At 70.5% G+C, this 13,675-nt stretch carries 14 protein-coding genes; 3 read left to right on the forward strand and 11 right to left on the reverse strand.

All coding sequences use genetic code 11. The features are described 5' to 3' along the window. Positions 1-4: 4 nt before the first annotated feature. Entirely contained in the window at positions 5-535 is a 531-nt protein-coding gene (locus AC1DWP_RS03380) for a GNAT family N-acetyltransferase (RefSeq protein ID WP_477613028.1), read from the forward strand. Between the two features lie 47 nt (positions 536-582). Here AC1DWP_RS03380 and AC1DWP_RS03385 read toward each other — a convergent pair whose 3' ends face one another. The 4 genes from AC1DWP_RS03385 to AC1DWP_RS03400 form a co-directional block, all read right to left on the reverse strand. Then, positions 583-1,803 (reverse strand): FUSC family protein, encoded by a 1,221-nt coding sequence (locus AC1DWP_RS03385; RefSeq protein ID WP_477613029.1) that lies wholly within the window; start codon positions 1,801-1,803, stop codon positions 583-585. A gap of 66 nt (positions 1,804-1,869) precedes the next feature. After that, on the reverse strand, positions 1,870-2,718 hold the full coding sequence (locus AC1DWP_RS03390) for a MaoC family dehydratase (RefSeq protein WP_477613030.1): 849 nt from the start codon (positions 2,716-2,718) through the stop codon (positions 1,870-1,872). A 16-nt stretch (positions 2,719-2,734) separates the two neighbouring features. Then, the gene (locus AC1DWP_RS03395) at positions 2,735-4,078 is read right to left on the reverse strand and encodes a 3-oxoacyl-ACP reductase (protein WP_477613031.1); all 1,344 of its coding nucleotides are present in this window, start codon (positions 4,076-4,078) and stop codon (positions 2,735-2,737) included. Next, positions 4,078-5,391, reverse strand: a complete 1,314-nt coding sequence (locus AC1DWP_RS03400; protein ID WP_477613032.1) for an acetyl-CoA C-acetyltransferase — start codon at positions 5,389-5,391, stop codon at positions 4,078-4,080. Before AC1DWP_RS03400 ends, AC1DWP_RS03395 begins: the two co-directional genes overlap by 1 nt. An 88-nt stretch (positions 5,392-5,479) precedes the next feature. On the opposite strand from AC1DWP_RS03400, the gene AC1DWP_RS03405 reads away from it, so the two are divergent. Beyond that, positions 5,480-6,184, forward strand: coding sequence for a TetR family transcriptional regulator (locus tag AC1DWP_RS03405; protein ID WP_477613033.1), 705 nt, complete (start codon positions 5,480-5,482; stop codon positions 6,182-6,184). Then, positions 6,181-8,169, forward strand: coding sequence for an acyl-CoA dehydrogenase family protein (locus tag AC1DWP_RS03410; protein ID WP_477613034.1), 1,989 nt, complete (start codon positions 6,181-6,183; stop codon positions 8,167-8,169). Before AC1DWP_RS03405 ends, AC1DWP_RS03410 begins: the two co-directional genes overlap by 4 nt. A gap of 54 nt (positions 8,170-8,223) precedes the next feature. On the opposite strand, the gene AC1DWP_RS03415 is transcribed toward AC1DWP_RS03410, so the two are convergent. The 7 genes from AC1DWP_RS03415 to AC1DWP_RS03445 all read right to left on the reverse strand — a co-directional run bounded on the left by AC1DWP_RS03415 (position 8,224) and on the right by AC1DWP_RS03445 (position 13,553). Next, complete coding sequence (locus tag AC1DWP_RS03415) at positions 8,224-8,943, reverse strand: VOC family protein (protein ID WP_477613035.1); 720 nt, start codon at positions 8,941-8,943, stop codon at positions 8,224-8,226. 68 nt (positions 8,944-9,011) lie between these two features. Further along, on the reverse strand, positions 9,012-9,431 hold the full coding sequence (locus AC1DWP_RS03420) for a VOC family protein (protein ID WP_477613036.1): 420 nt from the start codon (positions 9,429-9,431) through the stop codon (positions 9,012-9,014). After that, positions 9,431-10,684, reverse strand: a complete 1,254-nt coding sequence (locus tag AC1DWP_RS03425) for a class I SAM-dependent methyltransferase (protein WP_477613037.1) — start codon at positions 10,682-10,684, stop codon at positions 9,431-9,433. The genes AC1DWP_RS03420 and AC1DWP_RS03425 overlap by 1 nt, the downstream gene beginning before the upstream one ends. Before the next feature lie 62 nt (positions 10,685-10,746). Further along, positions 10,747-12,126, reverse strand: a complete 1,380-nt coding sequence (locus tag AC1DWP_RS03430) for an FAD-binding oxidoreductase (RefSeq protein WP_477613038.1) — start codon at positions 12,124-12,126, stop codon at positions 10,747-10,749. Between the two features lie 67 nt (positions 12,127-12,193). Then, a complete protein-coding gene (locus AC1DWP_RS03435) occupies positions 12,194-12,535 on the reverse strand; it encodes a hypothetical protein (protein WP_477613039.1) in 342 nt (113 codons plus the stop codon). Positions 12,536-12,538: 3 nt separating this feature from the next. Beyond that, the gene (locus AC1DWP_RS03440) at positions 12,539-12,799 is read right to left on the reverse strand and encodes a DUF6295 family protein (RefSeq protein ID WP_477613040.1); all 261 of its coding nucleotides are present in this window, start codon (positions 12,797-12,799) and stop codon (positions 12,539-12,541) included. 1 nt (position 12,800) lies between these two features. Then, entirely contained in the window at positions 12,801-13,553 is a 753-nt protein-coding gene (locus AC1DWP_RS03445; RefSeq protein WP_477613041.1) for a dienelactone hydrolase family protein, read from the reverse strand. Between the last annotated feature and the right edge of the window lie 122 nt (positions 13,554-13,675).

A 13,675-nucleotide genomic window follows, 5' to 3' on the forward strand; every position in this document is an offset into this window, starting at 1 on the left:
GGCCATGACAGTGCCAGCAGCGCCTCGGCCACAGCCTGGTTCCGAGGCGCTGCTGGTCGGCCCGGTGCCGTTCGCGGACCTGCGGGTCCAGCGCCTCGTCGACGAGGTGCAGGCCCACTACATCGTCATCTACGGCGGACCCGACGACTCACCGGTCGACCCCTCCGAGTTCGAACCGCCACAGGGGCTGTTCGCGCTCGGCACCCTGGACGGAAACGGCGTCGCGATGGGTGGCTGGCGTCGCCGACCGGACCTCGCGACCGTGTTCGACGGTGCCGCCGTGGCGGAGATCAAGCGGATGTACGTCGCTCCGTCGGGTCGGCGTCGAGGCTTCGCTCGCCGGGTGCTGGCCTTCCTCGAGGACACGGCTCGCCAGTCCGGGACGGACGTGCTCGTCCTGGAGACGGGGACCATGCAGCCTGACGCCATCGCGCTCTACGAGGCCAGTGGCTACGAGCCGACGGTGCGCTTCGGGCACTACGCCGACTCGGACCTGGCCCGGTACTTCGCCAAGCGACTGGCCCCGGCCGACTAGGTCACCGTTGGGGTCAGCGTGTGCTCACCGGCGGGTCTGCGTCTGGGTCACAGCCCGACGATCCGGCGTGGAGGCTTCCGGATGGGTCCGCTGTCGGTCGGCATCACGGCCTGGTGGCTTCGTACCTCGAGCTCGCGGATGAGCCGTTGCGCGTCGAGGAGCATGGCGCCGTAGGCGGGCCACGCCTCGGGGTTCTCGAGCTCGCTGGTGCGGACCTCGTTGCCCAGTCGGGCGAGGATCTCCTCCGCGGAGCGCAGGTAGGTGGCGACAGCCTCCCGCTCCGCGTCCTCGGGCAGTCCGAAGTGGCCGATCGCACCGGCGATCTCGTCCAGGGCCTCGGCATAGCTCTCGAGGAAGCGCTGGCTGGGTGCTGGCTGGCTCTCCTCCTCGTCCGCGGCGTCCACGAGCGTCCGGGCGATCCCGGACAGCTGCCACTGACTGCGCCGGATCGCTTCCACGGTGTGGGAGTAGCCGACCCAGTCGACCTCCAGCCCGTGCAGGTTGTCACGGGGGTTGAACTTCGTGCTCTCCCGCCCGGTCTCGATCTCGCTCTGGATGCGGGGCGCCAGCTGGATGATGTCGGTGCTGGTGTCGTACCACTGGTGCGCCATGTCGCTGTCCCAGCCGTCTCGCAGTCCCGCGGCGATGTCGTTGAGCAGCTGGCAGACCCGGCCGGTGAGCGCGCGGATCTGCTCCCGCGGCTGCCTGATGTGCAGGGGGGCCAGGACGATCGCGTTGGTGAGCACGCCGATGACACCACCGGCCAGGGTCTCGACGATCGTGAGGTACGTGAACTCCACATCGGTCCCGCCGACGGTCAGCAGGGACAGCAGCACCATCGTCGGGACCTGGATCCCGTGGTCCCCGAGGCGACGCCACCGAGCGATGAGCAGCCCCAGGTAGAGGACGGGCAGCATCGTCCACCAGTGCACGCCGACCAGCGATCCCACGAGCCACGCGGCACTCATCCCCACGACGACCGCCAGGACTCGCTGACCACTCGCCCACAGGGACCGGAAGATCGTCCGGTCGACGACGAGCAGCGCCGCCATGGGCGCGTAGAACGGTGACGGGCTGTGAAGCACTCGCACCGCGAACTGCCAGGCGAGCACCGTCGCCAGAGCGGCCTTGCCCATCAGCAGGGCCGTGTCCCGCTCAGGGCCGGCATGCCGCACGGCCTCGCGTCCGGCTCGGACCCACCCAGCCGCGTCCTCGCGAACCGTGTACAGCCACGACGCCGGCGGCCGCCGGTCGGCGGGAGTCTCCATCCCCCGACACTAGAGGGGACGTCAACGCATGACGAAGCGGGCCGACCGCTCCCGCCCGATCGCCCCTCAGCCCGCGTGGTGGCCCGACGCGAACGACATCGTCAGGTGTGTGGTCGACGGGTCGCGGGTCGAGCGCAGCCCGGCGACGACGGTGGCGCCCGCATCATCGACGACGACCTCGACCGTGCTCGGCAGCAGCACCGGCTTGGCGAACCAGACGTGCGTCGTCGAGGGTTCGGTCGACCGCTGCCCGAGGACCGCCAGGGTGCGGGCCGCTGTCCACATGCCGTGCGCGATGGCTCGGGGAAAGCCCATCGCCTTGGCGCTCAAGGCGTGCAGGTGGATCGGGTTCACGTCGCCGGACACCGCGGCATACGCCCGGCCCTGTCCCTCGGGGACGCGGATGAGGCCAGCGGGCCCACCCTGCGGCAGGCTCGGCGCGTCCTGTGCCCGCGGCGCGGACACGTCGCCGCTGCCGCGCCGGAGGTAGGTGCTTCGACCGTCCCAGACTCGCACGCCCTCGACGTCCACCTCGGTGACCAGGTCCACCAGGCGCCCCTTGGGGTGCGGTCGCAGGCGTTCGGCGTGCACAGAGATGGTCAGGGGGTCGTCTGCCGTGAGGCGCCGGTGGAGCGTGATCTGGTTCTCGAGGTGCACCAGACCCGGCAGTGGCAGGGGGAAGGACCGATCTGCCATCAGCGCGACCTGGAGCGGGAAGCCCAGCACGTGCGGATAGGTGTGCGGCAGGACGTCGCCTCCGGTGAACCCGCACACCTTGTCGTAGGCGAGGAGGTGGTCGCGGTCCACCACCACTCCCTCCCGGCGCCAGACCGTGTCGGGCAGCTCACCGCCCCGACCTCGTTGGGTGAGCGTCGCTTTGGCGAACAGTGGTGCCAGTGAAGGGGCTTCGGTCAATGTCCGGACGGTCATGTCAGGCGCCCAGCAGGCTCTGGCCACAGACCCTGACGACGTTGCCGGTGACCCCGGCGTTGGCGTCCTGGCTGAACCAGGCGATCGTCTCGGCGACGTCCACCGGCAGCCCACCCTGGCTGAGCGAGTTGAGCAGCCGCCCCACCTCGCGCGTCGCGAACGGCACCTTGGCCGTCATCTCCGTCTCGATGAAGCCCGGCGCCACCGCGTTGACCGTGATGCCCCGCGCCCGAAGCGCCTCGTCCGCAGACATCGCGTCGACGAGTCCGATCACTCCTGCCTTCGAGGCTCCGTAGTTCGTCTGCCCGCGGTTCCCGGCGATGCCGGCGATGGACGACACCAGCACGACATGGCCACGATCGCGTACGCCGCCGACCCCGAGGAGGACCTCGTTCATCCGCAGGATCGAACCGAGGTTGACGTCGAGCACCGAGGCCCAGCGCGCCTCGTCCATGTTGGCGAGCAGCTTGTCACGGGTGATGCCGGCGTTGTGCACGACGATGTCGAGGCCGCCGTGCCGGCGAGTGGCGTGGTCAAGGATCCGGTGCCCCGCGTCAGCGGCGGTCACGTCGAGCTGGAGGGCGGTGCCCCCGACCCGGTTGGCGGTCCTGGCCAGCGAGTCCCCCGCACCCGGGATGTCGATGCAGACCACGGTCGCGCCGTCCCGCGCGAGCACGTCAGCGATGGACGCACCGATCCCCCGGGCCGCACCGGTGACCACGGCCACCTTGCCCGCCAGCGGCTTCGCCCAGTCCTCAGGTTCCTTCGGCGCGCCGCCACCGACTCGAACGACCTGACCGTCGACGTATGCCGCGCGGCCGGACAGCAGGAACCGCACCGCTGCGTCGACGTTGACGTCCGATCCCTCGTCGACGAGGACGAGGTTGGCGGTCGCTCCGGCCCGCAGCTCCTTGCCGATCGACCGCGTGATCCCTTCGAGCGCTCGTCGCGTGGCGGCCTCGGCGAAAGTGCTGGCGCCGTGGGGGTCCCGACCCACGACGATGACCCGGCCGCTCGGCTGGACACCCTTGAGCGCCGGGCCCACGAGAGCCCGCAGCACCTCGAGGTCGGCGGGCTCCCGGGCCTCGGTCAGGTCGGCGACGACAGCCGCGACACGGCCGCCGGACGGCAGCTCGTCCACGGCGTCGACCCCCTCGAGCTTGAGCAGGTCGCGGACTCGCGCCGCCACTGGTGCGGCGCCCAGGCCGCCGACGAGGACGGGGCCGTCGATGAGTGGCGCTCCCACGGCATACCTGCGCAGTCGTGCGGGGCGGGGCAGGCCGAGCTGAGCCGCCAGCCTCGTGCCAAGTCGGCTGTTGACGATGCCGGCGTAGGTGCCGGCCATCAGGCGGCCTCGAGGATCGCCATGACGCCCTGGCCACCAGCGGCGCAGATCGAGATCAGGCCGCGTGCCCCAGATCCCTTCTCGTGCAACATCTTCGCGAGCGAGGCGACGATGCGCCCGCCGGTCGCGGCGAACGGGTGACCCGCGGCCAGCGAGGATCCGTTGACGTTGAGCTTCGTGCGGTCCAGTGCACCGATCGGCGCGTCCAGACCCAGCCGGTCGCGGCAGAACTCCTCGCTCTCCCAGGCCGCCAGGGTCGTGAGCACGGTCGCGGCGAAGGCCTCATGGATCTCGACCAGGTCGAAGTCCTGAAGCTTCATCCCCTGACGCTCGAGCAGGTGCGGCAGGGCGTAGGCCGGGGCCATCAACAGTCCCTCGTTGCCGGTGACGTAGTCGACGGCTGCGGTCTGTGCGTCCAACAGGTGCGCGAGGACGGGGAGCCCGTGCTCTGAAGCCCACTCGTCGGAACCGAGCAGCACGGCGGAGGCTCCGTCCGTGAGCGGCGTCGAGTTGCCCGCCGTCATGGTGGCGCCGTCGCCCTTGCCGAAGACCGGGGTGAGCTTGGCGAGCTTCTCGACGGTGGAGTCGGCGCGCAGGTTCTGGTCGCGCGTCAGCCCGAGGAACGGCGTCACGAGGTCGTCGAAGAAGCCGCGTTCGTAGGCCGCGGCAAGGTTCTGGTGCGACGCCGCGGCGATCTCGTCCTGCGCCTCGCGGGTGAGCCCCCACTGCTTGGCAGTCTGTGCCATGTGCTCACCCATGGACAGCCCGGTGCGCGGCTCGACGTTTCGCGGGATCTCGGGGACCAGCTGGCCGGGGCGCAGGCCTGTCAGGGCTTTGACCCGCTGCCCGGGCGTCTTGGCGCGGTTGAGGGTCAGCAGCGTCTCGCGCAGCCCCTCGTTGACGGCGATGGGGGCATCGGACGCCGTGTCGGTGCCGCCCGCGATGCCCGAGTCGATCTGGCCGAGGGCGATCTTGTTGGCCACCAGGATCGCCGCCTCGAGGCCGGTGCCACAGGCCTGCTGCACGTCGTAGGCCGGCGTCCGGGCCGACAGGCTGGACCCGAGGACGGACTCGCGGGTGAGGTTGAAGTCGCGCGAGTGCTTGAGTACGGCGCCGGCAGCGACCTCGCCCACCCGCTCCCCTGCAAGCCCATGCCTGGCCACCAGACCCTCGATGGCTGCGGTCAGCATGTCCTGGTTGGTGGCCTTGGCGTAGGCGGCGTTCTGCCGCGCGAAGGGGATGCGGTTGCCGCCGATGACGGCAGCGCGGCGGGGCTGGCCGACCGAGCGGGCGGGCTTTGACGAGGGGGCCACGAGTACTCCTGAGGTGGGTCCGACTGTGGGACAGGTAACTGATACGGACAGTAGCAGGTACGCCCAGTACCTGCTACTGTCACGACCTGTGACCACGACCACGGACGCCTCGACGCCGAGCCCCGACGGCCGCAACACCCGGTGGAACCAGCACCGGGCGATCCGTCGGCGCGAGCTCGTCGACGCCACGCTGCGCGCGATCCGCCAGCACGGCGCCGGGGTCGGGATGGACGACATCGCAGCTGTCGCCGGCACCTCCAAGACCGTGATCTACCGCCACTTCACGGACCGGCAGGGCCTGTATGCCGCAGTCTGCGAGAGCGTCGACGCGCTGATCCTGCGCAACCTCGCTCTGGCTCGCAACGTCGAGGGCGACGTCACCGGTGGCGATCTCACCACCGTGGAGCTCTCCCCACGCGCCCTGGTCGCTGGAGCGGTCGATGCCTACCTCACGCTCGTCGAGAAGGATCCCGAGGTCTACCGGTTCGTCGTCACCGCACCCCTGCTGGACAAGCCGTCAGGCGACCCGGCGGCGATGGTGACCGACCACATCGCCGCGCAGATGACCGAGGTCATCGGCGAGGCCCTGGACCGCGCCGGGCGCAGCAGCGCACCCGCTCCCGTCTGGGGCGCCGGGTTGGTCGGCATGGTGCGTGCCGCCGCCGACCGCTGGCTCACCGACTCGGCTATGAGCCGCCGGGAGCTCACCGAACACCTCACCGACCTGGCCTGGGGCGGCTTGTCCGCGGCCTGGCCAGCCGACCCCGCGCCCGACACGCAGGAGGACTCATGACCACGCTCGCCAATGCACTGCAGAGGACCCTCGACGGTCGGTGGGCGGCGATCCGCGAGGAGGCCCGAACGGACCTCGACCCCGAGCGTTTCGCTCCACCGACCGAGCCCCTGGACCTGGAGTCCTACCGCGCCAGGATCGCCGAGCAGGTGCAGGCCCTGGCCGCCACCGGGCACGCCAAGCGCGGCTTCCCGACCTCGATGGGCGGCAACGGCGACCTCGGCGGATCGGTCACGGCGTTCGAGCTGCTGGGGCATGCCGACCTGTCGCTGATGGTCAAGGCGGGCGTGCACTGGGGCCTGTTCGGCGGCGCGGTGGCGAACCTCGGCACGCAGCGGCACCACACGGCCTACCTGCCGTCGATCATCGACGCGACGCTGCCGGGCTGCTTCGCGATGACGGAGACAGGACACGGCTCCGATGTCCAGTCACTCGGCACCACCGCGACCTACGACCCCGACACCGACGAGCTGGTGGTGCACACCCCAGACCTGCGCTCCCGCAAGGACTACATCGGCGGCGCCGCCCGCGACGGACGGATGGCCGCAGTCTTCGCCCAGCTGGTCACCGGTGGCGAGAGCCACGGCGTCCACTGCGTGCTCGTGCCCATCCGGGACGACTCGGGAGCAGCGATGCCCGGGGTGACCATCGGCGACTGCGGCGCCAAGGAGGGACTCCCCGGTGTCGACAACGGCCGGCTCACCTTCGACCAGGTCCGGGTGCCTCGGACCAACCTGCTCAACCGCTATGGCGACATCGACGAGCACGGCACCTACACCTCCCCCATCGAGAACCAGACTCGCAGGTTCTTCACGATGCTCGGCACCCTGGTGCGCGGGCGGATCAGCGTGGCGGGCGGCGCGGGTGCGGCGACCCGCAGTGCGCTCACCCTGGCGATCACGTATGCCGGTCACCGGCGCCAGTTCGCCCCTCCCGGCGGCGACGGCGAGGTGATCCTGCTCGACTACCGGGTGCACCAGCGCAAGCTGCTCCCGGCGCTGGCCAAGTCCTACGCCCTGGCTGTCGCGCAGAACGACCTGGTGTCGCTCATGCACGACGTGCTGACCTCCGGTGAGGCCCCCGACGAGCACCAGCAACGCGAGCTCGAGGCCCGGGCGGCCGGCATCAAGGCCGTCGCCACGGCCCACGCGACAGCGACGATCCAGACCTGCAGAGAGGCGTGCGGAGGCGCCGGCTACCTTGCGGTCAACCGGCTCCCGGCGCTCAAGGCCGACACCGACGTGTTCACCACGTTCGAGGGTGACAACACGGTGCTGCTCCAGCTGGTGGCCAAGGGCCTGCTCACCGACTACCGCGACGCCTTCGGCGACCTCGACACGTTCGGCATGGTCAGGTTCGGCGCCCGGCAGTTTGCCGGGGCCGTCATCGAGCGGACGTCGGCCCGAGGCCTCATCCAGCGCCTCATCGCCACCGCACCCGGCCGCGACAGCGAGAAGGGGCCGACCGACCGCGGCTGGCAGCTCGACCTGTTCGAGGACCGGGAGAAGCACCTGCTGGAGACGCTGGCCCTGCGGCTGCGCAAGGCCGGCAAGCCGGGGGCGCAACTGTTCGACGTCTTCAACCAGGCCCAGGACCACGTCATCGAGGCGGCCCGCGCCCACGTCGAGCGGACCATCCTCGAGTCGTTCGTCGCGGCGATCGACGCCTGTGACGACCCCGCGGCCGCCCAGACGCTGGATCGGGTGTGCGACCTCTATGCCCTCAGCACCATCGAGGCCGACAAGGGCTGGTTCCTCGAGCACGGGCGCATCACGCCGGCGCGCAGCAAGCAGGTCACGGCAGCCGTCAACGACCTCTGCGCAGCCCTGCGACCGCACGCGCAGGAGCTCGTGGACGCGTTCGGCATCCCGCGCGCGTGGCTGGGCACCGAGCTGCTGTCACCGCTGGTCGAGGACGTGAACCAGACCCCGACGACGGCTCCCTCCGCGACGGAGGCGGTGCAGACGGCGGAGGTCGGCAGCTGATCCTCAGGCCAGCCGTCCGAGGACGCCACAGCCCCGCTGACGGGTGGCCGGTCCTCACGACCGCGCTGGAAGCACGCAGAACTCGTTGCCGGACGGGTCGGTGTAGGAGCGCCACGGGAGCTCGCCCCAGTTCGTGTGGAGCAGGCCGCCGCCACGCTCGGCGATGGCTGCCCCGACCTCGTCGGGGTCCTCTCCCGCTTCCAGCCGGACGTCCAGGTGAAGCCTGTTCTTGGCCGTCCCCTTGGGGGCACCCTCAGGGCACAGCTCCAGGAGGGGGCCGCGCAGCGACGGGTGGCGCAGGGACCGTGGCGCGACACCGACCACTTCGGTCCAGCCGGTCAGCCAGGACCAGAACTGCGCGTCCCGGTCGGGGTCGGCGGAGTCGAGCGGGAGTGCCGCGATGGGTCCGGTGTCGGTGTAGGCCGCCCGCTCCTCCATGACGCAGCAGGGATTGCCCTCCGGGTCGGCGAGCACCACCCAGGGCACGTCGCGCTGACCGATGTCGAGGTGTCGAGCGCCCAGCCCGAGCAACCGCTCGACCTGCTGGGCCTGGCGAGTCCCACCCAGGAGGTCCAGGTGGAGTCTCAGCGGTTCGGAGGGTTGCTCGGGCACGCGTTGGAAGCAGAGGTCGAGCACCGGGCCACCCTCGATGGTGAGTCGCGTCTCGTAACCTTCAGGCTCGTCGGTCAGCCTCTCGCCGCCCACGACCGCCTCCCAGAACTGCCCAAGCCGTTGGGGATCGATGGCGTCGAAGACGAGGTTCTCCAGGTACATGCTCCTACCGTAGAGCCCGCAGCCGACGCCGATGCGGCACGTGCGGCGTCACGCGCAGCACGTGACCTTCAGCCGCGCAGCAGGGTGCGGCCGTCGTCGGTGACCGTCCAGAACGGGTTGTGCGCGACCTCCCACGGGTGCCCGTCGGGGTCCACGAAGACTCCCGAGTAGCCACCCCAGAACGTCTCGGCGCCCGGACGCCCGATGACCGCGCCTGCCGCGGCTGCGTCACTGAGCACCTCGTCGACCTCGTCCGCGCTGCGGACGTTGAGCGCGAGCGTCACACCGCCCCATCCACCGCCGTCCTCCACCGCTGAGTCCTCGGCGAGGGCGCCGCGGTCCCAGAGGGCCACGACCAGTCCGCCGCACTGGAAGAAGACCACCTCAGTGTCGTCGTTGCCCCGCTCCCACCCGAGGTCTGTGTAGAAGCGCTCGGCCCGCTCGAGGTCTTCGACTCCGAGGGTGACGAGAGAGAGCCGTTGCTCCACTAGGCGTTCCACCAGGGTCGCAGCGGCAGTCCCGCTCCCCCACGGTCGTCGAGCTTGACGGCGAGGACCTGGTGGAGCTGGACGATGTTGCGCTCGAATCCCACCCGCGACCCAGCCATGTAGAGACCCCAGACCCGCGCCGTGGACTCCCCGACCTCCTCGACGCAGGCGTCCCAGTTGTCGCGGAGGTTGGCGCACCAGCCGGCCAGCGTGCGCGCGTAGTGCTCCCGGAGGTTCTCCTCGTGGCGCACCTCCAGACCGGCGTCCTGCGCTGCCGCGATGATGGTCCCCGAACCGGTGAGCTCCCCGTCGGGGAAGACATAGCGGTCGATGAAGGCTCCCGTCGACATCCGCCGGTTCAGGGGTCGGGTGATGCTGTGGTTGAGCAGCAGGCCACCGTCGCGCAGCCGACCCTTGATGAAGTCGAAGTAGGCCGGGTAGTTGCGCACCCCGATGTGCTCGGTCAGCCCGATGGACGACACGGCGTCGAACCCGGTCTCGGTCACGTCGCGGTAGTCGCTGTGGCGCACCTCGGCCAGGTCCTGCAGACCCTCACGACGAATCGCCTCCTGCGCCCAGGACGCCTGCTCTGCCGACAGGGTCGCCCCGATGACGCGCACTCCCCGCCGCGCGGCATACCGGACCATGCCTCCCCAGCCGCAGCCGATGTCGAGGAGTCGGTCACCCTCGGCGAGCCGCAGCTTGTCGAAGACGAGGCGGTACTTGTTCTCCTGCGCCTCCTCGAGGGTGGCCCCGTCATGGGGGTAACAGGCGCACGTGTAGGTCATCGACGGGCCGAGGACGTACTCGTAGAAGGTGTTGGACACGTCGTAGTGGTGGTGGATCGCCTCGGCGTCGCGGGTCTTGCTGTGCCGCAGGCCCTCGGCCACGCGGCGCCAGCGTGGCAGCGCCTCCTGCGGGGGCGGCGGCGGAGGCTTGAGCAGCTCGACGCCGAGCGAGCGGGCAATGGCCGCAGCGGTCTTGGGCGGGGGCATCCTGAAGTGGAGGTCACCCATCGCGTTGAGCAGCTCGTAGGGGTCGCCCGGGTGGACGCCCACCAGGTCGAGGTCGCCCGCGACGTAGGCCCGGGCCATGCCCAGGTCGCCAGGCGCGGTCGCGAGGTAGCTCGCCCCCCGCGGGGTCTTGAGGTCGAGCCCGTATGCCGCGTCGGCCGGGCCGGTGGCCGACCCGTCGAAGGCCGTGAAGCGCAACGGCACCCCGTCGGCGGACACCGCGTCGAGGATCTGGGCCATCGACAGTCGCTGGGGAGGCTGAGACCCCTGGTGGGAGTCGGACCGGTTCGTCCTGAGGATCGTCACTTGCGTTGCACCGCCTTGGAGTAGAGATCGAGCAGTCGTGCGTCAGGGTCGTAGCGTCGCTTGAGAGCGGCGTACGTGTCGCCCCCGTAGAGCCTCCAGAACTGAGTCTCCTCGTAGTAGGCGTCGGAATACAGGGACTTGTGGCCATCGAGGGCGGTGACCTGCTCCTCGATGAGGCGGTTGGCGGCACCCTCCGCCCCGTCGGCGTCTCGTGGGACGCTGGACCAGAAGCCGACGTTGACATAGGTCTCGCCCGGCCGGAGGGGGTAGAGCGGCCAGGATCCCTTGCTGCGCACCGGGCACAGCCAGATCGGCTCGATCGGGATCTCGCGCAGGAACCAGAGGACGAACTCGGCGGTGCGGCCCAGGGGCACTTCGATGTCCTGGACCACCCGCTCGCGTGGCGGTTGTCCCTTGCGGGCCTCCAGCCGGTCCGCGATGTCGTGGCGGTGGTCGAGCGCGATGAGCTTCCAGTAGAACGAGCTGCGGCGATAGCGGCGCGGCCAGAGTCGGCGCAGGCGGGGGTTCTGGGCCCCGAACGCCCGGCTGCACCAGAACCAGTCGGTGTCCCACCGCCAGAGGTAGTCGTGGATGGTCAGCCGGTCGACCTTGGGCTCGGGCGAGTCGTGCTGGATGGAGCGGTAGTAGATCTGCTGGCCGGTGTAGTCGCTGACCGGGCCAGGCTGGGCGGTCCTGGTCCCCAGCGTGAGGTAGGACTCCGTGGCGGAGAACACGACGCCGTCGAGGTAGTCCACCCGAACCCCTTGGTGCTCAGCCGTGTCGCTGATCGTGCCCAACGCGCTGACCATGGACTCCACGTCGTGGAACCGCAGGTGCCGCAGGGCCACGAAGGGCTCCACGGGCTCGAGGGCGATCCGCAGACGGGTGGCGTAGCCGAGGGTGCCGTAGGAGTTGGGGAACCCGTGGAAGAGGTCGGCGTGCTCCCCCTCGGGCCGCGCGGTGACGATCTCGCCGGAGCCGGTGAGGATGTCCATCTCCAACACCGACTCGTGGGGCAGGCCGCTGCGGAAGGACGTCGACTCGATGCCCAACCCGGTGACCGCGCCGCCGAGCGTGATCGTCTTGAGCTGTGGCACCACCAGTGGCGCGAGACCGTGGGGCAGCGTCGCGTCGACCAGGTGCTCGTAGGTGCACATGCCCTGCACGTCCGCCGTGCAGGCCTGCGCGTCGACCGCGATCACGCCCCCGAGTCCCGACACGTCCAGCCCTGGTGCCTGCGAGGCGTCCCTCGCCCGGAACAGGTTGGACGTCTTCTTGGCCAGCCTGACCGGCGCATCCGCCGGGATGGCGCGATAGCTCGCCGCGAGTCGTTGGACAGCGCGCTCGTGTGTCCCCGTATCCAGCAGCCCCAGCACGATTCGACCTTATGCCGCGACACCGACCGGCGTCACGTACCTACCCGTTCGCGTTCACCCGCGAGGCTCAGGACACGACCTCCACCGCGTCGCCCACCAAGAGCTCGCCGGGTCGCCGCACCGCGGCATACACGCCCGGGCAGTTGCGTGCCGTGCCGGTGACGTCCAGCTCGACAGCGCCCACGCGCAGCACCCTGCCGATGCTGGCGGCCAGCTCGGCCGAGCCCAGCGTCACGACGAGGTTGGCGCGGGTGTCGGACCGGACGTCCTCGGCGGCGACCACCTGGACGGCGGCCTTCTTGCGCCGGTCACCGGCCAGGCCCTCGGGTTCGACGACCGCTCCCTGCAGGTCCTGACCGGGCTCGCCATGCACGGGGAAGATGTGGATCTCGTTGACCTGCGCGGACATTCGTCAGACCTCCGGGGGTGCGGAGGCAAGGGCAGCCTCGATCGCGCGGACCAGCCGGCCAGCGGAGTCACGAGTGAGCTCGACCGCAAGGCGCGCCCCGGGGCCACGCGACGGGTCGGCCAGGTCGATGTTGAGGGTGTGTTCGGCCATCGCGTGCACCGGGTGGTCGTAGTAGACCGTGGCATCAGTGACGTGGAACCACTCGCCACCGGGCCCCTTTGCACTGCCGTCGACCTGTTCGGAAACCGTGGCGTACGTGCACATGTCAGCTCTCCCGTGGGCTCAGGTGCGTGGCGAAGAAGCGGGCGATCCGCTCCCACCCGTCGTTGGCCGCGGCGACCCGGTAGCTCGGGCGGTCGACGGCGAAGAACCCGTGCCCCGCGTCCTCGTAGGAGTGGAACTCGTGCGGTTTGTCCAGGTCGGTGAGGCGACTGTCCAGCTCGGAGACGTGTGCCGGGCTCGGCGTCTTGTCCTCGACACCGAACAGCCCCATCAGGGGCGCCTCCAACGACGGGAGCAGGTCGACCAGGTTGGTGATCTTCAGGGCGTAGCCCGCCGGCGGTTCCCCGGTGACGAAGGCGCCGTAGCAGTCGACCGCAGCGTCCACGTCGAGGTGGCACGCGGCGAGCACGGCCTGACGACCACCGGAACAGTGCCCGATGACGCCCACCCTGCCGTCGCTCGTCGAGAGTGCGCGCAGGTATGCCGCGGCCGCACCGACGTCGCCGACCAACCGCTCGTCGGGCACGCCGCCTTGCGCCCTGGCCGTGGCTGCCGCATCGGCTGGGTCGGCTCCCGGCGCCTCGCGGGAGTACAGGTTGGGACAGACGGTGTCGTAGCCGAGTTCGGCGAAGCGGCGCACCATCTCCTTGGTGGCCCGGTCGTAACCGGGCATGTGGTGGATGACCACCACGCCGCCCCGGGTGTGCTGGCCGTCCGGACGGGCGAGGTAGGCCTCGACCTGCGCCCCGTCTGCGCCGGTCAGGGAGACGGTCGTTGCGCTGAGGGAGTCACTCACCTCGCGATGGTATGCCCGGGATGCCTACATCCAGTGCTGTAGTACCCGCGTCCGAGAGGCCGCTCATGCACCGGTCGGTGGGCGCGGGTCCTGCGTTCCCCTAGCGTCGAAGCAGCACCCCC

The organism is Pedococcus sp. P2_F6, from assembly GCF_056403675.1.